The sequence below is a fragment of the Thermus thalpophilus genome, from assembly GCF_022760915.1.
GTDB lineage: Bacteria > Deinococcota > Deinococci > Deinococcales > Thermaceae > Thermus > Thermus thalpophilus.
In genome coordinates this window covers 36,955-58,515 of record NZ_JAKTNS010000006.1, presented here as the reverse complement: position 1 = coordinate 58,515, position 21,561 = coordinate 36,955, and the positions used below count along the sequence as shown (strand labels likewise).

Sequence of the window (21,561 nt, the reverse complement as noted above, 5' to 3'; positions counted from 1 at the left end):
ACTCTTCCCATGCTCACCTGGGTGGACCTGTTGGCCCTCTTTAGCCTGGCTTTGGGGCTCGCCCTGGGCCACCGGGGCGGGGTGGTGATGGGCTTTGCCGGGGCGGGCTTACTGCTCTACCTCCTCTTGGCGCAGTTCGGGCTTTCCGGCTGGGGGGTGGCTTTGGCGTTGGGCCTGGGGGCGGGGCTTTTGGGGAAGAGCCTCCCCTTGCCCCACCTTTCCCGGGCCCTCGAGGCCACCTTGGGAACGCTTGGGGGCCTCCTGTTGGGCCTCCTCCTCGCCTTAAGCCTCTGGGCGGGGTACCCCTGGGAAAGGACCGCCGCCTCCACCCTGCGCTACCCCGCCACCACCCTTCCCACCCCCGTTTACCAGGGAGTGGCGCAAAGCCCCTTCGCCCGGGAGGCCTTCCGCCTGGCCTGGAGCACCCCGTGGCTCCGCAAGGCCCTTAGCCTAGAGGGCCAGCACCCGGGAAAGGCCAAGTAGGGCCCGGTTGATGTCCTTGCGCCGCTCCACCGCCTCCTTGAGGGGGGTGAGCTCCACCTCCCCCTCCACCTCCCCCACCATGACCCCACTGGTCCCCGCGGCCAAGGCCTCCACCGCCGCCGCCCCCAGGCGGCTCGCCAGGATGCGGTCCTTGGCCGTGGGGCTCCCGCCCCGCTGGATGTGGCCCAGGACCGTGACCCGGGCCTCCACCGCCACGTGCTCCTTGATGGCGGCGAGAAGCCCCGCCGCCCCTCCCGGGTACGCTCCTTCCGCCACCACCACGATGGAGCTGGTCTTGCCCCGGCGCTGGGACTCCAGAAGTCCCTCGGCGATGGCCTTGGGGTCCACCGGCTCCTCGGGCACGGCGATGACCTCCGCCCCCCCCGCCAGGCCCACGTCCAGGGCGATGAAGCCGGCGTTCCGCCCCATGACTTCTATGAAGAAAACCCGCTCGTGGCTCGCCGCGGTGTCGCGGATGCGGTCAATGGCCTCCAAGGCGGTGTTCACCGCGGTGTCAAAGCCGATGGTGTAGTCGGTGCCGTGGAGGTCGTTGTCAATGGTGCCGGGAACCCCCACCACGGGGATGCGGTGCTCCTCCGTGAGCCGCATGGCTCCACGGAAGGTGCCATCCCCTCCGATGGCCACCAGGCCCTCAATCCCCGCCTCCATAAGCTTCTTCGCCGCCTTGGCCCGGCCCTCGGGGGTGAGGAACTCCTGGCTCCTTGCGGTGAGGAGGACGGTCCCTCCCCGTTGCAGGATGTTGGCCACGTCCCGCACCCCCAAGGGCACCATCTCCCCCAGGATCATCCCAGCGTAGCCCCGCCGGATGCCGATGACCTCGAGGCCCAAGGCGTAGGCCTGCCGCACCACCGCCCGGATGGCGGCGTTCATCCCGGGGGCGTCGCCCCCGCTGGTGAAAACCCCGATGCGCCTCATGCGTCCTCCTCTGCCTCCTCCATGGAAAGCCGGTAGGCCTCGTTCCGCGGCACCCCCCGCTCCAAGAGGGCCCGGAAAAGCTCCCTTCCCCTAAGCCCCTCCGCCCGGAGCACCCCCGCCCAAGCCTCCCCCGAGGGGGAAGAAGGCGTTTTGGGCCCGAGGACCAAGACGAACTCCCCCTTGGGTTCCTGAAAGCGCTCCAAGGCCTCCACCAGGGTTCCCCGGAAGATCTCCTCGTGCACCTTGGAAAGCTCCCGGGCCACGGCTACGGGGTGCTCGGGGCCGTAAACCTCCACGAGGTCCCGAAGCGTCTTGGCCAGGCGGTGGGGGCTTTCGTAGAGCACCGCGGTCCTCCCCTCCCGAGCCAGGGCAAGAAGCCTTTCCTTGCGCGCTTTCCCCGCCTTGGGCAGGAAGCCCTCAAAGGTGAAGCGGTGGGTGGGCAGGCCCGAGGCCACCAGGGCGGGGATGAGGGCGGTGGGTCCGGGAAGCGCTTCCACCCGCCAGCCCCATTCTAAGGCGAGGCGCACCAGATCCGCCCCGGGGTCGGAGATGCCCGGGGTGCCGGCGTCCGTGGCGTAGGCCACGTAGGTGTAGGGGGCGAGGAGCTCCTGGGCCCGGTCCAGGGTGTGCTGGTCCAGCCTCAAGGTGGGGGTGGGGATGCCAAAGTGGCGGAGGAGAAGCCCCGTGCGCCTCGTGTCCTCGCAGGCCACCACCTCCGCCTCCTTCAACACCCTAAGCGCCCTTAGGGTGATGTCCTCCAGGTTGCCGATGGGGGTGGGGACGAGGACGAGGCGCACGCTAGAGGAGGATGGGGCGCAAGAGGGCCAGGACCTGGCGGAAGGGGAACTCGTAAACCGATCCCGAGGGGAGGGTGAACTCCAAGAGGTCCTCCGCTCCAGGAAAGACCACCCGCCTCAGGGCCAAGACGCCCTGGCCGCTCTCCACGTGGACCGCGACGTAGTCGGGCTCCAGGTTGGGCTCGTCCTCCGCCTCTTTGGGGGATTCCTCCCCCACCCCTTCCTCCAGGCGGCGGAGGGCCTCCAAAAGCGCCGTCTTGGGCACGCGCGCCTCTTCTTCTAGGGTGCCGTCGGAAAAGACCAAAACTGCCTCCTCCCCTTCCCCGTAAGCGGAAAGGCCCCAAAGAGGCTCCTTCTCCTCCTCCGGGAGCTCCACCACCTCCAAGGTGCCATCGGAAAGAAGGCGCAAAACCGCCCCGCAGGCCTCGCAGTCCAAAAGGTCCCCCGCCTCGTACCCCTCCAGCTCCAAGGTTTCCCCGCACACCGGGCAGACCATGATCCCCTCCTAGGGCCATTCTACGCCGCAAAAAGCCCGGCCCCGGGGCCGGGCAGAAGGGGCTCAGGTCCCGCCTACCCCTCGTAGCGGGCGATGCAGGCCCTTACCTCCTCCAAGGCGGCGGCCCGGTCGCGCCAGCCCGTGACCTTGACCCACTTGCCCTTCTTGGCCTCCAGGGCCTTGTAGGTTTCAAAGAAGTGCTGGATCTCCTGCTTCACCCCTTCGGGAACATCGGAAATGTCTTGGATATGGTCCAGGCGCTGGTCCTCCGCCACCACCCCGATCACCTTGGCGTCCCCGCCCTTCTCGTCCTCCATGAGGAGGAGGCCCACCACCCGCACCTCCACCACCACCCCCGGAAGCAGGGGGTAGGTGGAAAGGACCAGGCCGTCCAAGGGGTCCCCGTCCTCGGCCAGGGTGGAGGGGATGAAGCCGTAATCCCCGGGGTAGAACTGGGCTCCCGGCAAAACCCGGTCCAGCTTGATCACCCCGAGCTCGGGATCGTACTCGTACTTGTTCCCAGAGCCGCGGGGAACCTCAATGACCATGTTCACCACTTCCGGCGCCTTCTCGCCCACGGGGAGGGTCTTCAGGTTCGCCATAGCCCCCCCATTATACGAGGGCCTCGGGGAAGTCCCCCACCAGGGCGTCCACCCCCCAGGCGGCCAAGGCCTGGGCTCTGGGCCGCTCGTTCACGGTCCAGGCGAGGAGACGATAACGCCCCTTTAGCGCCTGCACCCGCTCCTCCGTGAGGAGGGAAGCCTCGGGATGGAGCCACTCCACCCCCAAACAAGGGGCCAGGGCCTCCGCCTCCTCCCGCTCATAAAGGAGGCCCAAGGGGCCCACCCCCAGGCGCCTTAAGCGCACCAGGGCCAAGGGGTCAAAGGAGCTCACCCAGAGCCGCCTTGTGGGGTGGCGGGCGAGAAGCCGGGCCAAGGCCTCCTCCCGGCCGTCCGTTTCGGGGGGAAGGCTTTTTAGCTCCACGTTGATCCAGGCCCCGGGAAAGGCCTCCAAGACCTCTTCCAAGGTGGGCACGTAGGCGGGCAGCTCCCGCCGGGTAAGCCCCGCCAAGGGTACCCCCTCCAGGGTGAAGTCGTGGTGGACCACCAAGACCCCGTCCCGGGTAAGGTGCACGTCCAGTTCAAACCCGTCCAGCCCCGCCTCCAAAGCCCTCCTAAAGGACTCCAAGGTGTTTTCCCGCGCCAAGCGGGGGGCGCCGCGGTGGCCTAAGCGCAAGGGCACGGAAGGGAGTATACAATGGGGCCATGGGCAAGTATGAAGAAGCCTTTTCCCGGCTGGGAGAAAGGGCCCTGGCCCGCCTCGAGGGGCCGGGTGGTTTCCTGGCCGTGACCGAGGCGCACCTGGTCTTCGTGGACGAGGATGGGGTAAGGCGCCTGGAGCTCGCCCGCATCCGCCGGGTGGGCCGGGGGGAGGGGGGGCTCCTCCTGGTCCAGGGGGAGGGGGGCTCCTTGGAAATACCCCTGAAGGCTTTCCCTCTTGAGGAACTCAAAGCCTTCTTGGAGGGCCTAAAACCCCACGTGGCCCGGGCCCGCAAGGCCACCAGCGCCCCGCCGCCGACACCGCCCACCCCCTCCGAGCCCAGCAGCCCTCCGGAGCCCCCGAAGCCTGCCATTTGGGAAGAGGAAGCACCCCCAAGGCGGGCCTCGGTGGAACTCGCCCCGGAGCCGGAACCATCCCGGGAAGCCCCGCTTTCCGAAGCCCCCAAGCGGCGAAACCCTTTGGCCCTGCCCCTTCGGGTCCTCGCCCTCCTCACCCTGGGGTACGCCTTGGCCTTCGTGGCCCTGAACCCCGGGGCCGACCCCTGGGCCTTGGGGGGGGTGGTCCTCGGAGGGCTTGGCCTCGCCTTGACGGAGTGGGCCTTGGCTACCTCCTCGCGGTAGCCCTCCTCGCCTTCCTCGCCCTTTGGCCCAAGGTGGCCCCCCGGCCGGGGCCCGTGCGGGTGGAGGTGTACCGCCAGGCTTCCTTCCAGCCCCCCGCGCCCAAACCCATAAGCCTCAACCAGGCCAGCCTAGCAGAGCTGGAAGCCCTCCCCGGCGTGGGCCCGGTTTTGGCCCGGCGCATCGTTGAGGGAAGGCCGTATGGCCGGGTGGAAGACCTCCTTAGGGTGAAGGGCATCGGCCCCGCCACCCTGGAGCGGCTCAGGCCTTATGTCCGCCCTTAGAAACCTGGGCCTAGGGCTTGGACTAGGGGGCCTCCTGGGTGCCTTGGGGCTCCTTTACCCGGGGGCCCTCCTCCTTGCCCTTCCCCTTCTCCCCTGGTTCCGCCTACCCCTTTTGGTCGGGCTTCTCCTGGTCCTCCTGCGGGGACTCCTCCTTCCCCTCCCCGAGCCCCCCTACGGAACGAGGCTAGAGGGGACCTTCGCCGTGCGGAGCGGCCTCACCGCCGCCGAGGGGTACCGCCTTTACGTGCGCCACTACCCGCCCCTCCCCGACGGGGTCTACCGCCTCCATGGGTACATCGCCCCGCCGGAGGGGAAACGCAACCCAGGGGGGTTTGACCAGGCGGTCTGGCTCCGCTCCTTGGGGGTGCGGGGGGTGTTCCACGTGGAACGGCAGGAGGCCCTAGCCCCCCTGCCGGACCCCCGCGAGGGTTGGCGTAAGCGGCTCCGCGCCGGTCTTTCGCCTCCCGTGGCGGAACTCGCGGAAGGAGTGGTCTTGGGGGAGAAGAAGGGCCTCGAGGAGGCCTACACCTGGTTCCAGAAGGCGGGCCTCGCCCACGTCTTGGCCCTCTCCGGGCTCCACGTGGGTTTCTTGGTGGGAGCCCTTCTCTTCCTTCCCCTGGGGCGGTGGCGCTATCTCCTTGCCCTCCTCCTTCTTCCCTTGTACCTTTGGCTCGCCGGCCCGAGCCCCTCCCTTGTGCGGGCCAGCCTCATGGCGGGGCTTTCCCTCCTCGGGCTTTTCCTGGGTCTGGGGGGCGCTGGGGTGCTCCAAGCCCTGGGCCTCGCCCTCTTCCTCCAGCTCCTCCTCACCCCCCACGCCCTCCTAAGCCTGGGGCTTCAGCTCTCCTACCTGGCGGTCCTAGGCCTGGCCCTGGTCCTCCCCACCCTCGGAAGGCCCCGGGGCCTTTCCGGGTATCTCCTTCACGCCCTCGCCGCCACCCTGGCGGCCCAGGCCTTCCTGGTACCCCTCCTCCTCCACCACTTCGGCTTCCTCCCCCTCCTCTCCCCCCTCACCAACCTCCTGGCCCTGCCCCTGGTGGCCCTCCTGGTACCCTTGGGCTTCCTCAAGCTCCTCCTCGGCGGCCTCCTCGCTCCCCCGGTAGAGGCGCTCGGGCGGGCCCTCCTCGCCCTGGCCCAGGCCGGGGCGGCGGGGCCCCTGTTGCGCTGGGGGGAGATTTCCCCCTGGGGCTTTGGCCTCTATTACCTAGGGCTTCTTCCCCTCCTCCTCACCCTTCACCGGAAACTCCCCTGGCGCCAGGCCCTCTTCCTCACCTCCCTGCCCGTCTTGGCAAGCCTCCTCACCGCCTGGCCCAAGCCCCTGGATCTTTACCTCCTGGATGTGGGCCAGGGGGACGCCCTCCTCGCCCGCATGGGCGGGGCCGAGGTCTTGGTGGATGGCGGCCGGCCCGAGCAGGCGGAAAAGCTCCTCCGGGCCCTCCGCGCCCTGGGGGTAGAGGCCCTGGAGGTCCTGGTGGCCACCCACCCCGATGACGACCACGTGGGAAGCCTCCCTCGGGTGGTGGCCGAGCTGCCCGTGGGCCTCGCCCTCCTCTCCCCCGCCTTTCCCCAAGACCACCCCCTGGTGCGGGCCCTCAAGGAAAAGGGCGTGCCCACCCTCCACCCGGGGGCGGGAAGCCGCTTCCGGGTGGGAAGGGGGGAGGTGCGGGTCCTCTGGCCTGTCCACCGGAGCGGGGACGACAACCGAGACGGCCTCGTCCTCCTCCTGGACTACGGCTTCAGCAAAGCCCTCCTCCTCGCCGACCTTCCGGCGGAGTTGGAAGCGGCGCTGGAGGTGGACCGGGTGGAGGTCCTCAAGGTGAGCCACCACGGCTCCCGCACCGGCACCTCGGAAGCCCTCCTGGCCAGGACCAAGCCCCAAGTGGCCCTGGTGGGCGTGGGGAAAAACCCCTTCGGCCACCCCCACCCCGAGGTGCTGGAGCGCCTGGAGGCCCAAGGGGTTCGGGTCCTACGCACCGATCAGCACGGGGCCATCCGGGTCCTCTTCGGCTACGCCTGGTAGCCGAGGCGCTCCAAGAGGAGCGCTAGCTCCTCTTCGGAGCGGAAGTGGATCACCACCTTTCCCCGCTTTTCCCCCACCACCCGCACGGGCAGGCCCAGGTGCCGGGAAAGCTCCAGGGCCAAGGGGGAAGGCTCCGCGCTCTTCCGCTCCTGGGAAAGGCGCTCCTTCAGCGCCTCCGCCTGGCGCACGGAAAGGCCCTTTGCCAGGATCTCCTTTAGCCCCCAAAGCCGGTCCTCGGGCTTTAGCATCAAAAGGGCTCGGGCGTGGCCCGCGGTGATCTTCCCCTCCTCCAAGGCCGCCAGGACCTCCTCGGGAAGCTGCAAGAGCCTTAAGGCGTTGGCCACGGTGGGCCGGGCCTTGCCCACCCGTTTCGCCACCTCCTCCTGGCTGAGGCCCATCTGCACCAGGGCCTGGTAACCCCGGGCCTCCTCCACGGGGGAGAGGTCTTCCCGCTGCAGGTTTTCCACCAGGGCGAGCTCCAGGGCTTCTTGGTCCGTGAGGTCCCGCACCAAGGCGGGCACCTCTTCAAGCCCCGCCAACAGCGCTGCCCGATAGCGCCTTTCCCCAGCCACCAGCTCGTACCCGTCCCCTTTGGGCCGCACCAAAAGGGGCTGGAGAAGGCCCTTTTCCCGGATGGAGGCGGCGAGCTCCGCCAGGCTTTCCTCAGTGAAACGGCGCCTCGGCTGGTTGGGGTTCGGGCGGATGGCGGCGAGGGGCAGGCGCACCGCCCCCCCAGGGGACCTGGGCAAGAGGGCCTCGAGGCCCTTCCCTAAGCCGCTAGCCTTCTTGGACACGGGCGATCACCTCCTCGGCCAGGCGGCGGTAGGCGTGGGCCCCGGGGGAGGTGGGGGCGTGCTGGGCGATGGTGCGGCCGAAGCTGGGCGCTTCCGCCAGGCGCACGTTGCGGGGCACCACCGTCCAGAACACCTTCTCCCCGAAGTGGGCCCTAAGCTGGGCCTCCACCTGTTGCGAAAGCAGGGTGCGGCCATCGTACATGGTGATGAGGATGCCCAAAAGGCGCAAGGAGGGGTTGAGGCGGCTCCGCACCTCGTCCAAGGTGGCGAGCAGGCCCGCCACCCCCTCCAGGGCGTAGTACTCCGCCTGCACCGGGGCCACCACCCCCTCCGCCGCCGCCAGGGCGTTTAGGGTGATGGGGGAAAGGCTTGGGGGAGCGTCCAGGAGGGTAAAATCGTAGGCCTGGTCCTCCAGGGCTTCCCGGAGCGCCATCGGCGCCTCGGCGAGCTCCACCGTGGCCCCCACCAGCTCCGGGGTGGAGGGGAGGAGGTGGAAGCCGTCCACCGCCTGGACCAGGTCCTCCAGCCTTGCGCCCTGGAGGAGGTGGTACACACCCCGCCCCACCCGCACCCCTAGGCCGCTGGTGGCGTTCCCCTGGGGGTCTAGGTCCACCAGGAGAACCCGCTTGCCCATGCGGGCCAGGTAGGCGGCCAGGTTGATGGCGGTGGTGGTCTTGCCCACCCCTCCCTTCTGGTTGACCAAGGCGATGCGCCGCACCTTGGCCTTTAGCATAAAGGATGCTTCTCGGGAAGGCCGGGACGCCGGGGGTAGCGGGGCGGGGTGGAGGCCTCCTTAACGAGGACCACCAGGTGCCGCTCCTCCCCGCCTTGGGGGAGGGCAAGGCGGCGCACCTCCCCCATGCGCCCGCCCAGGAGGGGAAGGGCCTGCGGCAGCCGGCCAAGCTCCTCCGCCACCTTAGGCCCCTTCTGGGCCACCATGGCCCCTTCCAAGGCCAAGAAGGGGAGCCCGAGCTCCGCCAGAACGCACATGGGGGCAACCGCCCTTGCCACCACCCGGTGGTAGGCCTCCCGGTGGGTGGGATCGTGGGCCAGGACCTCCGCCCTCCCCCAAAGGACCTTAGCGCCCTTCAGGCCCAAGGCGGCCACCGCCTCCGCCACGAAGTCCACCTTCTTCTTGGTGGCGTCCAGGAGAGTGATTTTCAACTCCGGGCGCACGATCTTGAGCGGTAGGCCGGGGAAGCCCGCCCCCGTACCCAGGTCCAAAACGCGCCAGGGGCCTTCCCAAAGGGGCAAGGCGAGGAGGGTGAGGGAGTCCAGGAAGTGCTTCACCACCACCTCCGTCTCCGTGCGCAAGGCGGTGAGGTTGACCCGGCGGTTGGCCTCCATCAACAGGTCGTAAAGGCGGGAAAAGGCGGGCACGTGGGGGCTTAGGTCCAAACCCAAAGCGTTGCCCCCTTCCAACAGGAGCCGGACGCCCTCCGGGCTCAGCCCCACGCCCCACCCCCTTGTTTCACGGGAAACATCAGGCGAGCCTCCGCAGGTGGACGAGGAGGGCGGTGAGGTCGGAGTCGCGGATTCCCGGAACCCGCGCCGCCTCGGCCAGGGTGCGTGGACGGAGGCGGGAAAGCTTCTCCACCGCTTCCCGGGAAAGGCCCGGCACCTTGGGGAAGTCCAGGCCCTCGGGGATGGGGTGGGCCTCGAGGTCCCGCATCTTGTCCCTAAGCTTCTCCTGCCGCTCTATGTAGCCGGAGTACTTGGCCCGCACCTCCACCTGGTAGGCCTCCTCGGGGCTCAGGGGTTCGGGCGGGGGGAAGCGCTCCGCCAAGGCCTGGTAGGTGCTTTCCGGCCGCCTGAGCCAGTGGAGGCCGCTCACCCCCTCTATCCGTAAGGCCTCGAGGCGCTTGAGCTCCTCTGCCACCCGGCGGTATTTGGCCTCCACCCGCTCCAGATCCTCCTTGGGCCTGAGGCCCCAGGCCACCGCCAGGGGGGTGAGGCGCTCGTCGGCGTTGTCCGCCCGGCAGAGGAGGCGGAGCTCCACCCGGGAGGTCATCATGCGGTAGGGCTCGTCCGTTCCCCGGCCCACCAGGTCGTCCACCAGGACGCCGATGTAGCCGCTTTCCCGGGGAAGGTGCACCTCGGGAAGGCCCAAGGCGTGGCGGGCGGCGTTGAGCCCCGCCAAAAGCCCCTGGGCCGCCGCCTCCTCGTAGCCCGAGGTCCCGTTCACCTGGCCGGCGGCGAAGAGCCCGGGAAGGAAGCGGGACTGAAGCCCCCGGGTGAGCTCCGTGGGGTCCAGGCTGTCGTACTCCACGGCGTAGGCGTAGCGCTGGATCACCGCCCGCTCAAAGCCGGGGAGGCTTCGCACCATCTCCTCCTGGAGCTCAGGGGGAAGGCTGGAGGAAAACCCCTGCAAATAGACCTCGCTGGTGGAAAGGCCATCGGGCTCCACGAAGAGGAGGTGGCTCTCCTTGTCGGCGAAGCGCACCACCTTGTCCTCAATGGAGGGGCAGTACCGGGGCCCGATCCCCACGATGTCCCCGGCGTAGAGGGGGGAGAGGTGCAGGTTTTCCCGGATGAGCCGGTGGGTCCTCTCCGTGGTCCGGGTCTGCCAGGTGGGAAGCCGGGCGGCGTAGGGCCCGGGGTTTTCCGTGAAACTCCCCGGGGGCACCTCCGGGGGCACCACCTCGAGGCTTGCAAAGTCCACCGAGTCCGCCCGGATCCTGGGGGGCGTGCCCGTCTTGAAGCGGCGCAGGGTGTGCCCCACCGCCCTCAAGCTCTGGGAGAGGAAGCGGGCCGGGGGTTCCCCCTGCCTCCCCGCGGGCCGGGAGCGCCGCCCGTACCAGACCACCCCGCCGAGGAAAGTCCCCCCCGCCACCACCACCGCCTTGGCGGGGATGCCCCGGCCGTCCACCGTGCGCACCCCGAGGAGCCTTCCCCCCTCCACCCAAAGGGCCGCCACCTCCCCCCGGAGGACCCCTATGGGCCTTTCCGCCAGGATCTCCTGGGCCTTCAGGGCGTAGAGGTCCCGGTCCACCTGGACCCTAAGGCTTTGCACCGCGGGGCCCTTGGAGCGGTTCAGGACCCGGGTGTGGATGGCGGTGGCGTCCGCCGCCCGGCCCATGAGCCCGCCCAGGGCCACCACCTCCGCCACTAACTGGCTCTTGCCCGGCCCCCCCACCGCGGGGTTGCAGGGCATGGTGCCGATGCGTTCCGGGTTCACCGTGACCAGGGCGACCCGCACCCCCAAGGCCGCCGCGGCCCAGGCGGCCTCGAGGCCGGCGTGCCCTCCACCCACCACCACCACGTCGTACCCCATCCCGCCCTCCACTTTAGCCCAGGGCCTGGCGTAGAATGTTCCTCCGGAACGCTGGGGGGTAGCCTTGACCCACGAGGCCGTTTGGCAACACGTCCTGGAGCACATCCGCCGCAACATCACCGAGGTGGAGTACCACACCTGGTTTGAGCGGATCCGCCCCCTGGGCATCCGGGACGGGGTCTTGGAGCTGGCCGTGCCCACCTCCTTCGCCCTGGACTGGATCCGGCGCCACTACGCCGAGCTCATCCAGGAGGGCCTGAGCCTCTTGGGCGCCCAGGCCCCGCGGTTTGAGCTCAAGGTGGTGCCGGGCAACCCGGTGCAGGAGGACATCTTCCAGGCTGCCCCCTCCCCCGAGCCCGTCCAACCCAAGCTCAACCCCAAGTACACCTTTGAGAACTTTGTGGTGGGGCCCAACAACTCCATGGCCCACGCCGCGGCGGTGGCGGTGGCCGAGTCCCCGGGGCGGGCCTACAACCCCCTCTTCATCTACGGGGGGGTGGGCCTGGGCAAGACCCACCTGATGCACGCCGTGGGGCACTCGGTGGCCAAACGCTTTCCCCACCTGAAGATTGAATACGTCTCCACGGAGACCTTCACCAACGAGCTCATCAACGCCATCCGCGAGGACCGGATGACGGAGTTCCGCGAGCGCTACCGCTCCGTGGACCTCCTCCTGGTGGACGATATTCAGTTCATCGCCGGAAAGGAGCGCACCCAGGAGGAGTTCTTCCACACCTTCAACGCCCTCTACGAGGCCCACAAGCAGATCATCCTCTCCTCCGACCGCCCCCCCAAGGACATCCTCACCCTCGAGGCCCGCCTGCGGAGCCGCTTTGAGTGGGGCCTCATCACCGACATCCAACCCCCGGACCTGGAAACCCGCATCGCCATCCTGAAGATGAACGCCGAGCAACGGGGCCTACGGGTGAGCGAGGAGGTCTTGGAGTACATCGCCCGCCAGGTGACCTCCAACATCCGGGAACTGGAAGGGGCCCTGATGCGGGCCATCGCCTACGCCTCCCTAAACGGGGTGGAGCTCACCCGGGCCGTGGCCGCCAAGGCCCTTTCCGACATCTTCGCCCCCCGGGAGGTGGAGGTGGACCCCCAGGAGATCGTGCGCAAGGTGGCGGAGCACTTCGCCCTCCGCCCCGAGGATCTGGTGGGGGGCGGGCGGCGCAAGGAGGTGGTGCTTCCCCGCCAGATCGCCATGTTTTTGGTGCGGGAGCTCACCCGCGCCTCCTTGCCAGAAATCGGCCAGCTCTTCGGCGGCAGGGACCACACCACGGTCCTCTACGCCATCCAGAAGATCCAAGAGCTTGCGGAAAGCGACCGGGAGGTGCAAAGCCTCCTCCGGCGCCTCAAGGAGGCCCTGGTATGACCCCTGTGGATAACCTGTGGATAACCCTGTGGATAACTGGGCTTTTCCTGTGGATAACCCTGTGGACAAGCTGTGGAAAACTGGGTCCCTCCGGGAGGCTGTGGATAACTCGCCAGTTATCCACACGTTATCCACAAGCTAGGGCCACTTATCCACAGGAGTTATCCACAGGCCTTTTCCCGTCCAGGACGGCACTTCTGTCCCCTTTTCCACATATCCACAGGCCCTACTACTACGACTACGGATCTTTTAAATCTTTAAAAGATCAAGTCATAGTAGCAGTTAAGAGGAGGAACCGGTAATGCGTGTAATTCTTCCCAAAAACCTGTTGGCCGAACGCCTTTCCTTCCTGGAGAGGGTCATTCCCTCCCGCAGCTCCAACCCTCTTTTCACCTACCTGGGCCTGGCCCTGGGCCAGGACGCCCTGGTGCTCTTTGGGAGCAACGGGGAGGTGGACCTCGAGGCCGGCCTCCCGGCCGAGGTCCAGGGGGAGGGGCGCTACCTTGTTCCCGCCCAGCCCTTCTTCCAGCTGGTGCGGAGCCTTCCCGGGGAGCGGGTGGAGCTGGTTTTGGGGGGGGATCTGGAGCTCGCCTCGGGGAGCTTCCGCACCCGGCTCGCCCTCGCCCCCACCGAGGGCTACCCGGAGCTTTCCTTCCCCGAACCCATCCCTTCCGAGGTGTACCCATGGCAGACCACCTTGCCCGTGGAGGAGTTCCTCCGGGCCTTGACCCACGTGCGCTACGCCGCCAGCCACGAGGAGTACCGGGCCATCTTCCGCGGGGTGCAGCTGGAGTTTTCCGAAAGGGGTGTCCGCAGCGTGGCCTCGGACGGCTATCGCCTGGCCCTTTACCAGCTGCCCAAGCCTCAGCCTTTCCAGAAGAAGGCGGTGGTGCCCGCCCGCAGCGTGGACGAGGTGGCCCGGGTCCTCAAGGGGGTGGGGGCCGGGGAGGTGGTCTTGGCCCTGGGTCCCGGCACCTTGGGTTTGGCGGCGCGGGAGGGGGAGGGCTGGGTGCGCCTGGCGGTGAAGCTCATGGAAGGGGAGTTCCCCGATTACGAGCGGGTGATCCCCAAGGAGTTTCCCCTGAGGGCCACCCTCGAGGCCGAGGCCTTCCGCGAGGCCTTGCGGCGGGTGAGCGTCCTGGCGGACCGGCAGAACCACCGGGTGGACCTCTTCTTCCAAGAGGGCCGCGTCCTCCTCTCCGCCGAGGGGGATTACGGAAAGGGGCAGGAGGAGCTCCCCGTGGTTCTGGAGGGCACGCCCCTGGCGGTGGCCTACAACGCCCGCTACCTCCTGGAGGCCCTGGGCCCCGTGGCGGGCCAGGCGGCCTTATGGCTTTCCGGGCCCACCAGCCCAAGCCTCGTCCGCCCGGCGGAAGAAGGCTCGGGCTACCAGGCGGTGGTGGTCCCCCTAAGGGTGTAAGCTAAGGACCAGGGGGGCGTGAAGCGTTTCCACGCCGCGGGAGGAAACCCATGACCACGATCGTAAGCGTCAAGGCGAGGGAAGTGTTGGACTCCAGGGGCTTCCCCACGGTGGAGGCCGAGGTGGAGCTGGAAGGGGGAGCCCGGGGGCGGGCCATGGTGCCTTCCGGGGCCTCCACGGGCACCCACGAGGCCTTGGAGCTACGGGACGGGGGGCGGCGCTACCTGGGCAAGGGGGTGCGCCGGGCGGTGGAAAACATCGCAGAGCGCATCGCCCCCGAGCTCATCGGCCGCGACGCCTTGGACCAGGAAGGGGTGGACCGGGCCATGCTGGAGCTGGACGGCACCCCCAACAAGGCCAACCTGGGGGCCAACGCCATCTTGGCCGTTTCCTTGGCCACGGCCCGGGCGGCGGCGGAAGCCTTGGGGCTTCCTCTTTACCGCTACCTGGGGGGGGTCCAGGGGGTGATCCTGCCCGTTCCCCTCATGAACGTGATCAACGGGGGCAAGCACGCGGACAACCGCTTGGACTTCCAGGAGTTCATGCTGGTCCCCGCGGGAGCTAAAAGCTTCGCCGAGGCCTTGAGGATGGGGGCCGAGGTCTTTCACGCCCTGAAGGGGGTCTTGCGGGAGCGGGGCTACAGCACCAACGTGGGGGACGAGGGGGGCTTCGCCCCCGACCTCAAGCGGAACGAGGAGGCGGTGGAGCTTCTTCTCCTCGCCATTGAGCGGGCGGGGTACACCCCGGGGGAAGAGGTTTCCCTGGCCTTGGACCCGGCGGCGAGCGAGTTTTACCGGGACGGCAAGTACCACCTGGAAGGGGAAGGCAAAGTTCTCTCCTCCGAGGAGATGGTGGCCTTCTGGGCTTCTTGGGTGGAGAAGTACCCCATCCGCTCCATAGAAGACGGCCTAGCCGAGGACGACTGGGAGGGGTGGCGCCTTCTCACCGAAACCTTGGGCAACCGGGTGCAGCTGGTGGGGGATGACCTTTTCGTCACCAACCCCGAAAGGTTGCGCCAGGGCATTGAACGGGGGGTGGCCAACGCCATCCTGGTGAAGGTGAACCAGATCGGCACCCTTTCCGAGACCCTCGAGGCCATCCGCTTGGCGCAGCGCTCCGGGTACCGGGCGGTGATCAGCCACCGCTCCGGGGAAACCGAGGATAGCTTCATCGCCGACCTAGCGGTGGCGGTGAACGCCGGCCAGATCAAGACGGGCTCCCTTTCCCGCTCCGACCGCCTGGCCAAGTACAACCAACTCCTGCGCATTGAAGAGGCGCTGGGCCAGGCGGCCCGCTACCTAGGCTATGGGGCTTTTTAAGCGCACCAAGATTGTGGCCACCTTGGGGCCCGCCTCCAGCACCAAGGAGGTGATCCGGGCCCTGGCGGAGGCGGGGGTGGACGTCTTCCGCCTCAACTTCAGCCACGGCACCCCTGAGGACCACAAGGAGCGGGTGGCCCTGGTGCGGGAGGTGGAGGAGGAACTGGGCAAGACCCTGGCCATCCTCCAGGACCTGCAAGGCCCCAAGATCCGGGTCGGCCGCTTCCGGGAAGGGCGGGTGGAGCTCAAGGCGGGGCAGACTTTCATCCTCACAAGGAAGCCCGTGGAGGGGGATGAGACGCAGGTTTCCCTCACCTACCGCGGCCTTCCCGAGGACGTGGTCCCGGGCCAGGTCCTCCTCCTGGACGACGGCAGGATCCGCCTCCGGGTGGAAAAGGTTGTAGGGGACGAGATCCACACCCGGGTGGAGGTGGGGGGCGTCCTCTCCGACCACAAGGGGATCAACGTCCCCGGGGCCGACCTCTCCATCCCCGCCCTCTCGGAAAAGGACATCCAGGACCTGGCCCTGGGGGCGGAGCTCGGGGTGGACTGGGTGGCGGTTTCCTTCGTGCGCACCCGGGACGACCTCCTCCTCGCCCGGCACTACCTTTCCCGCTACGGCTCGCGGGCCAAGCTCATGGCCAAGATTGAGAAGCCCTCCGCCGTGCAACGTTTTGAGGAGATCCTCGAGGAGGCGGATGGCATCATGGTGGCCCGGGGGGACCTGGGGGTGGAGATGCCCTTGGAGGAGGTTCCCATCGTGCAAAAGCGCCTCATCCTCCGCGCCATCGCCGCCGGGAAGCCGGTGATCACCGCCACCCAGATGCTGGAGTCCATGGTGCAAAGCCCAAGCCCCACCCGCGCCGAGGCCTCCGACGTGGCTAACGCCATCTTTGACGGGACGGACGCGGTGATGCTCTCGGCGGAAACCGCCGCCGGGGCTTACCCGGTGGAGGCGGTGGCCATGATGGCCCGCATCGCCAAGGCAGTGGAATCCTCCCCGGAGTTTTTGCAGAAGCTCAACGTCCTGCGCCCCGCCCCTACCCCCACCACCCAAGACGCCATCGCCCAGGCGGCGGACGACATCGTGGAGGCGGTGGGGGCCAGGGCCATCGTGGTCTTCACCGCCACCGGGGGGTCCGCCCGGCGCGTGGCCCGCACCCGGCCCCAGGTGCCCATCCTGGCCCTCACCCCTAGCCCCGAGGTGAAGCGGCAGCTGGCCTTGGTCTGGGGCGTTTTACCCCACCTGGCCCCGGACCCCCAGGACACGGACGACATGGTGCGCATCGCCCTGCGCGAGGTGAAGGCCTTAGGCCTCGCCCAGGTGGGGGAGCGGGTGGTCATCGCCGCGGGCGTGCCCTTTGGGGTGCGGGGGACCACCAACCTCATCCGGGTGGAACGGGTGAGCTGAAAGAGGCCCGGGGCCTTTTGGCCCCGGGGGGAGGGAGTTACGCCGGTCTACTTGACCGGGGGACGGGACTTGAGCACGTCTTGCGGGGAAAGGGGCTTGGCCCTTTGCGCCTTCACCTCCTGGGCGGTGATGGGCTTGGCCTTGGACTTGGCGAAGGTGGTGAGGACGTGGTTGAGGAGGTCCGCCACCTCCTGGTCCTTGAGCTGCCGGAAGGGAGGCATGACCCCGTTATAGGTCTTGCCCTCCACACTCAAGGGGCCTTGGAGGCCATAAAGGACCACTCGGATGAGGTATTCCCGGCCCCCCTTGGCCTGGACCACCTTGTCCAGGTGGGTGAGGGACGGGAAGGCCCCGGGAATGCCCTGGCCCGTGGCCTGGTGGCAGGTTTGGCAGTTGGCGGAGTAGAGCTTGGCCCCAGGGCTTTGGCCTAGGGCGAGGAGGCCGAGGGCGAGGAGGAGGGGAAGAAGCCGCTTCATGTTTCCAGAATAGGGGGGCCTTCTTGCCCTAGGCCAGGGGCATTTGTCCCCAGGCCCGGGGGAGATAGGCGCAACGGGGGTCCGCCGCCAGGTAATCCCCGGTTTCCGCAAAGGCCCGGGCCCGGCTACCCCCGCAAAGCTCCCGGTACTCGCAGACCCCGCATTTGCCCTTGAGGAGGGTTTTGTTGCGCAACTCCCGGAATAGGGGGCTATTTTGGTAAATGTCCAGAAGCGGCCGCTGCCGCACGTTGCCCGCCGATAGGGGCAAAAACCCGGAGGGATAGACCTCCCCGTTGGCGGCCACGAAGACGAAGCCAAAGCCGTCGGAGAGGTGGACACCTCGTCCTTCGCCCACCAAGGCCCCGTCCCCTCCCCCTTCCTTTCGCCGGCGTTCCAGGGCCACCCGGCGGAACATGGGGCCCTCCGTGGTGCGCACCTTGAAGGGGTAGCGGCGGGAAAGCTCGTAAAGCAGGTGCATCGCCTCCTCGTACCCTTGGGGGGAGAGCTGCTCCAGCAAGGCGCCCCGGCCCACGGGCACCAGGAAGAAGACCTCCCAGGTGGCCACGCCCTTTTCCGCCAGGATCTCGGCGATGCCGGGGAGCTCCTTGGCGGTGCGCCGGGTAACGGTGGTGTTCACCTGGGTCATGAGCCCCACCTCCTGGGCCCAGGTGAGGGCCTTTAGGGCCCGGGCGAAGGTGCCCGGAACCCCGCGGAAGCCGTCGTGGGCCTCGGGGCTTGCCCCGTCCAGGGAGATGGCCATCTGGTGGACGCCCAGGGCGTGGAAGCGGGCCACCACCTCCCGGGTGAGCCGGGGCGTCACCGCGGGGGTGATCCCCACTTTGAGGCCCAGGCGTTGGGCTTCTTCCAGGAGGAGGAAGAGGTCGGGGCGGGCCAAGGGGTCGCCCCCGGTGGGGAGGAGGATGGGCTTGGGGGTGTAGGTGGCGAGTTCCCCGAGGAGCTTCAGGCCCTCTTCGGTGGAAAGCTCGTCGGGAAGGGGGTCGGGCACGGCGGAGGCCCGGCAGTGCTGGCAGGCGAGGAGGCAGGCTTTGGTCATCTCCCAGGCCACCAGGAGGGGAAAGCGGTGGAGGTCGGGCTTCATGCCCCTAGGGTAGGAGGAGGGCGAAGGGGCAGGTGTCCCTAGCGGGGAAGGGTGAGGCGGTAGGCCAGGGTTTTGGCCTCCTTGGGCTTTAGGGGAAGCTCCAGGCGGTAGCCCTCGGGGAGGGGCGTGGCCCCGGGGAAGTCCAGGCGGAAGGGCTTGGGGAAGCTTTCGGCCAGGAGCAGGGTCACGGGGTAAGGGTAGGGGTTTTCCAGGCGGGTTTCCACCAGGTAGGTGGCCTCCTGCTCCGACTGGGTGAGGAGGCGGAAGGTGCGTTCAAGGCGCGCCCTTGGGTCTTGCCCAAGCCAGAGCTCCGCTGTGCTGCCCTCGAGGGTGGCGGGAAGGCGGCCCTGCCCCAGGAAAAGCCCCTCCTCCACCACCTCCGAGGCGCTGGGGGCCAAGGGAAAGGGGGCCTGGAAGCGGTAGCCCCGCTCCAGGGGGATGCGGGCCTCGGTGCGGAAGGGGCCCTGGTAGCGGAGGAGGCGGGTGGGGGCCACCAGGGCCCTTTGGAAGGGGATTTCCGTGGTGCCGGGGAGGAGCTTCCTCGGGGGTAGCTCGTAGCGGAAGAGGCCGAAGGGATTTTCCGGAACTTCCCCAAAGGCGCGGAGGGCGGCCTCGGGGAGGGCCTTGGCCGGAAGGAGGTTCACCTCCCCCAAAAGGAGGACCAGGCGCTGGGCTTCCAAAGCTTCCCCTTCCAGCCTGAGCCTGGCCCAGGCGGTGAGCCGGCCCTCCTCCAAGGTGTAGAAGACCTCCCCCGTGAGCCCGGTGTAGAGGTAGCGGAGCCAAGCCTTCCCTTCCCCCCGGTAGCGGAAGAGGACCGCGGTGCCCTGGAAAAGCCTTTCCTCCTCCTCCACCCCCAAAAGCCGCAAGGAGCCGGGGACGATTTTGGCGAGCTTCTCCCCGGCCAGGTACACCCACGCCGAAGGGGGAAGGCGCACGGGCTCCTTCACCTCGGCGAAGCCCGGGTAGACCACCACCTCCTGGGCCAAGGCCCAAAGGAGGAATAGCCCAAAAGCGGCGAGCTTTCTCATACGCCCAGTTTACGGGCCAGCGCCTCCACCGCTTCCCGGGTGAGGGGGCCGCCGTGGCCCAGGTAGATGCGCTTGGCCCCCAGGTCCAGGATCTTGCGCACGGTTTGCCTGGCCAGGGCGTGGTCCTCGTTGATGAGGCGGGGCGGGAGGCCCTTGCCCCTCAGGGCGTCCCCCGCCAGAAGCACCCCTTCCCGGAAAAGCCCCACCTGGCCCAGGGTGTGCCCCGGGAGGTGGACCACCCGCCAGCCGAAAAGCTCCATCCCCTCCTCCGCGGGACGGAGGGCTTCTTGGGGGAGGGGTGGGGCCAGGTTGGCGAGCCGGTGGCCCAGGAGGGGGATGGGGAGGGGCGGGCGGGGCTTTTCCCCCGTGAGGTAAGGCCACTCCTGGGGGTGGGCGTAGACGGCTAGCCCATACCGCTCCCAAAGGGTCCTTGCTCCCCCGGCGTGGTCCAGGTGGTGGTGGGTGAGGAAGAGGAAGCGGGGGGGTTCGGCCAGGCGGGCGAGGAGCCGGTTTGCCTCCCAGGGAAGCCCGGCGTCCACCAGGAAGTAGCCCCCCTCCAGGGGGATGCGGTACAGGTTGGCGGCGAAGGCCAGGCGCTCAGGCCCGTTCATGGACGAGGGCGAGGCCCATCTCCGCCAGGGCTTTGCGGATGCCCTCGGCGTCAATGCCCGCCTGGCGGTGGAGGCTCGGGATGGTCCCGTGCTCAAAGAAGCGGTCGGGAAGCCCTAAGACCTTGACCTCGGGCTTCAGGCCCATCTCGTTCAGGGCTTCCAACACGGCGCTTCCGAACCCCCCCATCCGCTGGTGGTCCTCCACGGTGAGGAGCTTGTAGCGGGCGAGCTCCCGGAGCATCTCCCGGTCTAGGGGTTTTAGGAAGCGGGCGTTCACCACGCCCACCCTGGGGTCGTCCCCTGCGGCCTCGAGGGCGTACCGCAGGGTCTTGCCGAAGGCCAGGATGTAGACCTCCGTCCCCTCCTTCACCACCTCCCACTTCCCCCAGGGGATCTCGGGCCACACCCCCTCGGGGGCCCGCTCCACGTTGTCCCGGGGGTAGCGGATGGCCACGGGGCCGCCCAGCTCCAAGGCCTTTTGGAGCATGGCCCTTAGCTCCAAGGCGTCCTTAGGGGCGGCGATCTGCAGGTTGGGGACGGTGCGGAGGTAGGCGATGTCAAAGACCCCGTGGTGGGTGGCCCCGTCCGCCCCCACGATGCCCGCCCGGTCAATGGCGAAGACCACGGGGAGGTTTTCTATGGCCACGTCGTGGATCACCTGGTCGTAGGCCCTTTGCAGGAAGGTGGAATAGATGGCCACGATGGGCTTCATCCCCCTTAGGGCCAGGCCCGCCGCCGTGGTCACCGCCACGTCCTCGCAGATGCCCACGTCCAGGTAGCGCTCCGGGTGCTCCAGGGAGTAGCGCACGAGCCCCGAGCCCTCCCGCATGGCGGGCGTGATGACGAAGAGCCGGGGCTCCCGGTGGGCGAGCTCGGTGACAGCGTCCCCGAAGGCTTGGCTCCAGGAGTAGCCCTTGGATACTTTCTCCGGCTTCTTGGGGTCAAACCCCGGGGGGCCGTGCCAGTAGATGGGGTCGGCCTCCGCCACCTTGTACCCCTTGCCCTTCTTGGTGACCACGTGGAGGAGGGTAGGGCCCTCCAGGGCCTTGAGGTGTTCCAGGATGTGCACGAGGCCTTTCAGGTCGTGGCCGTCCACGGGGCCGATGTAGCGCAGACCCCAGGCGTAGAAGGGGTTTTCCTGGTGGAGGATGAGCTTGGCCGCCTCCTTGGCCCGGTCCACCAGGCCAAAAAGCTGGGGAGAGATGCGCTCAAGCACACTCCTCCCCAGCTTTTCCATGTCTTGGACCCACTTTCTAATCTGGAGCTCTTTGAAGTACTTGTTGAGGGCCCCCACGTTCTCGGAGATGCTCATCTCGTTGTCGTTGAGGACGATGAGCATCCTTTTTTGCAGCTCGCCGATCTTGTTGAGGGCGGCCAGGGCCATGCCCCCCGTCAAGGCCCCGTCCCCGATCACCGCCACCACGTGGTAGTCCTCCCCCAGGAGGTCCCGGGCGAGGGCCATGCCCAGGGCCTGGGCCAAGGAGGTGGAGGCGTGGCCGGCGGTGATGGCGTCGTGCTCGGACTCCGAGACCTTGGTGAAGCCGGAGATGCCCCCTTCCTGCCTCAGGGTGTGGAAGCGGTCCTTCCGCCCTGTGACCAGCTTGTGGGCGTAGGCCTGGTGGCCCACGTCAAAGAGGATGCGGTCTTTGGGGGAGTGGAAGACGCGGTGCAGGGCCAGGATCAGCTCCACCGCCCCTAGGGAGCTCGCCAGATGGCCGCCGTTTTGCGCCGTGACCCGGATGATTTCGCTCCGGATCTCCTCGGCCAAGGCCTGGAGCTCCTCCAGGCTAAGCCGCTTCAGGTCTTCGGGGCTATTTACCCTATCCAGGACCATACCCAC

At 68.3% G+C, this 21,561-nt stretch carries 22 protein-coding genes; 8 read left to right on the top strand and 14 right to left on the bottom strand.

What is annotated here, in order from left to right; all coding sequences use genetic code 11:
• Positions 1-9: 9 nt before the first annotated feature.
• Entirely contained in the window at positions 10-483 is a 474-nt protein-coding gene (locus L0D17_RS03805) for a hypothetical protein (RefSeq protein WP_039460199.1), read from the top strand.
• Here the strand turns inward: L0D17_RS03805 and pfkA are convergent.
• The 5 genes from pfkA to L0D17_RS03780 form a co-directional block, all read right to left on the bottom strand.
• The gene (gene pfkA, locus L0D17_RS03800) at positions 451-1,419 is read right to left on the bottom strand and encodes a 6-phosphofructokinase (protein WP_243093975.1); all 969 of its coding nucleotides are present in this window, start codon (positions 1,417-1,419) and stop codon (positions 451-453) included. The genes L0D17_RS03805 and pfkA overlap by 33 nt on opposite strands.
• Entirely contained in the window at positions 1,416-2,216 is an 801-nt protein-coding gene (gene rsmI, locus L0D17_RS03795; RefSeq protein ID WP_243093967.1) for a 16S rRNA (cytidine(1402)-2'-O)-methyltransferase, read from the bottom strand. The genes pfkA and rsmI overlap by 4 nt, the downstream gene beginning before the upstream one ends.
• Before the next feature lies 1 nt (position 2,217).
• Positions 2,218-2,712 (bottom strand): TFIIB-type zinc ribbon-containing protein, encoded by a 495-nt coding sequence (locus tag L0D17_RS03790; protein ID WP_243093959.1) that lies wholly within the window; start codon positions 2,710-2,712, stop codon positions 2,218-2,220.
• Between the two features lie 74 nt (positions 2,713-2,786).
• Positions 2,787-3,314, bottom strand: coding sequence for an inorganic diphosphatase (locus L0D17_RS03785; protein WP_039460190.1), 528 nt, complete (start codon positions 3,312-3,314; stop codon positions 2,787-2,789).
• Between the two features lie 10 nt (positions 3,315-3,324).
• Positions 3,325-3,954 (bottom strand): glycerophosphodiester phosphodiesterase, encoded by a 630-nt coding sequence (locus L0D17_RS03780; RefSeq protein ID WP_243093957.1) that lies wholly within the window; start codon positions 3,952-3,954, stop codon positions 3,325-3,327.
• A gap of 23 nt (positions 3,955-3,977) precedes the next feature.
• Between L0D17_RS03780 and L0D17_RS03775 the strand changes: the two genes are divergently transcribed.
• The 3 genes from L0D17_RS03775 to L0D17_RS03765 are packed head-to-tail and all read left to right on the top strand — an operon-like array spanning position 3,978 to position 6,911.
• Positions 3,978-4,613, top strand: a complete 636-nt coding sequence (locus tag L0D17_RS03775; protein WP_243093956.1) for a YcxB family protein — start codon at positions 3,978-3,980, stop codon at positions 4,611-4,613.
• The gene (locus L0D17_RS03770) at positions 4,586-4,894 is read left to right on the top strand and encodes a ComEA family DNA-binding protein (protein WP_243093954.1); all 309 of its coding nucleotides are present in this window, start codon (positions 4,586-4,588) and stop codon (positions 4,892-4,894) included. The genes L0D17_RS03775 and L0D17_RS03770 overlap by 28 nt, the downstream gene beginning before the upstream one ends.
• Positions 4,881-6,911 (top strand): DNA internalization-related competence protein ComEC/Rec2, encoded by a 2,031-nt coding sequence (locus L0D17_RS03765; RefSeq protein ID WP_243093952.1) that lies wholly within the window; start codon positions 4,881-4,883, stop codon positions 6,909-6,911. The genes L0D17_RS03770 and L0D17_RS03765 overlap by 14 nt, the downstream gene beginning before the upstream one ends.
• On the opposite strand, the gene L0D17_RS03760 is transcribed toward L0D17_RS03765, so the two are convergent.
• From L0D17_RS03760 to mnmG, 4 genes are read right to left on the bottom strand one after another with little or no spacing between them, the layout of a single operon-like run.
• On the bottom strand, positions 6,899-7,705 hold the full coding sequence (locus tag L0D17_RS03760; RefSeq protein ID WP_039460183.1) for a ParB/RepB/Spo0J family partition protein: 807 nt from the start codon (positions 7,703-7,705) through the stop codon (positions 6,899-6,901). The two genes, L0D17_RS03765 and L0D17_RS03760, sit on opposite strands and share 13 nt — an antisense overlap.
• Positions 7,689-8,438, bottom strand: coding sequence for a chromosome-partitioning ATPase Soj (gene soj / locus L0D17_RS03755; protein WP_039460181.1), 750 nt, complete (start codon positions 8,436-8,438; stop codon positions 7,689-7,691). Before soj ends, L0D17_RS03760 begins: the two co-directional genes overlap by 17 nt.
• Positions 8,432-9,160, bottom strand: a complete 729-nt coding sequence (gene rsmG / locus L0D17_RS03750; RefSeq protein ID WP_243093951.1) for a 16S rRNA (guanine(527)-N(7))-methyltransferase RsmG — start codon at positions 9,158-9,160, stop codon at positions 8,432-8,434. The genes soj and rsmG overlap by 7 nt, the downstream gene beginning before the upstream one ends.
• A 28-nt stretch (positions 9,161-9,188) precedes the next feature.
• Entirely contained in the window at positions 9,189-10,991 is a 1,803-nt protein-coding gene (gene mnmG / locus L0D17_RS03745) for a tRNA uridine-5-carboxymethylaminomethyl(34) synthesis enzyme MnmG (protein ID WP_423247947.1), read from the bottom strand.
• 52 nt (positions 10,992-11,043) lie between these two features.
• On the opposite strand from mnmG, the gene dnaA reads away from it, so the two are divergent.
• From dnaA to pyk, 4 genes are all read left to right on the top strand, one after another.
• The gene (dnaA, locus tag L0D17_RS03740; RefSeq protein WP_243093946.1) at positions 11,044-12,357 is read left to right on the top strand and encodes a chromosomal replication initiator protein DnaA; all 1,314 of its coding nucleotides are present in this window, start codon (positions 11,044-11,046) and stop codon (positions 12,355-12,357) included.
• A 301-nt stretch (positions 12,358-12,658) separates the two neighbouring features.
• Positions 12,659-13,777 (top strand): DNA polymerase III subunit beta, encoded by a 1,119-nt coding sequence (dnaN, locus tag L0D17_RS03735; RefSeq protein WP_039460176.1) that lies wholly within the window; start codon positions 12,659-12,661, stop codon positions 13,775-13,777.
• A 50-nt stretch (positions 13,778-13,827) separates the two neighbouring features.
• Entirely contained in the window at positions 13,828-15,096 is a 1,269-nt protein-coding gene (gene eno, locus L0D17_RS03730; protein ID WP_243093945.1) for a phosphopyruvate hydratase, read from the top strand.
• Positions 15,083-16,507: a pyruvate kinase gene (gene pyk / locus L0D17_RS03725; protein WP_039460173.1), complete on the top strand. Its 1,425-nt coding sequence runs from the start codon at positions 15,083-15,085 to the stop codon at positions 16,505-16,507. Before eno ends, pyk begins: the two co-directional genes overlap by 14 nt.
• 47 nt (positions 16,508-16,554) lie before the next feature.
• On the opposite strand, the gene L0D17_RS03720 is transcribed toward pyk, so the two are convergent.
• The 5 genes from L0D17_RS03720 to dxs are packed head-to-tail and all read right to left on the bottom strand — an operon-like array spanning position 16,555 to position 21,555.
• Positions 16,555-16,983 carry a c-type cytochrome gene (locus L0D17_RS03720; RefSeq protein WP_039460172.1) on the bottom strand — a complete coding sequence of 143 codons (429 nt, stop codon included), beginning with the start codon at positions 16,981-16,983 and terminating at the stop codon, positions 16,555-16,557.
• 28 nt (positions 16,984-17,011) lie between these two features.
• Positions 17,012-18,082 (bottom strand): TIGR04053 family radical SAM/SPASM domain-containing protein, encoded by a 1,071-nt coding sequence (locus L0D17_RS03715; protein ID WP_243093944.1) that lies wholly within the window; start codon positions 18,080-18,082, stop codon positions 17,012-17,014.
• A 38-nt stretch (positions 18,083-18,120) separates the two neighbouring features.
• Positions 18,121-19,110, bottom strand: a complete 990-nt coding sequence (locus L0D17_RS03710; RefSeq protein ID WP_039460168.1) for a hypothetical protein — start codon at positions 19,108-19,110, stop codon at positions 18,121-18,123.
• Positions 19,107-19,721, bottom strand: coding sequence for an MBL fold metallo-hydrolase (locus L0D17_RS03705; RefSeq protein ID WP_243093943.1), 615 nt, complete (start codon positions 19,719-19,721; stop codon positions 19,107-19,109). The genes L0D17_RS03710 and L0D17_RS03705 overlap by 4 nt, the downstream gene beginning before the upstream one ends.
• Positions 19,708-21,555: a 1-deoxy-D-xylulose-5-phosphate synthase gene (dxs, locus tag L0D17_RS03700; protein WP_243093941.1), complete on the bottom strand. Its 1,848-nt coding sequence runs from the start codon at positions 21,553-21,555 to the stop codon at positions 19,708-19,710. The genes L0D17_RS03705 and dxs overlap by 14 nt, the downstream gene beginning before the upstream one ends.
• Positions 21,556-21,561: the final 6 nt, after the last annotated feature.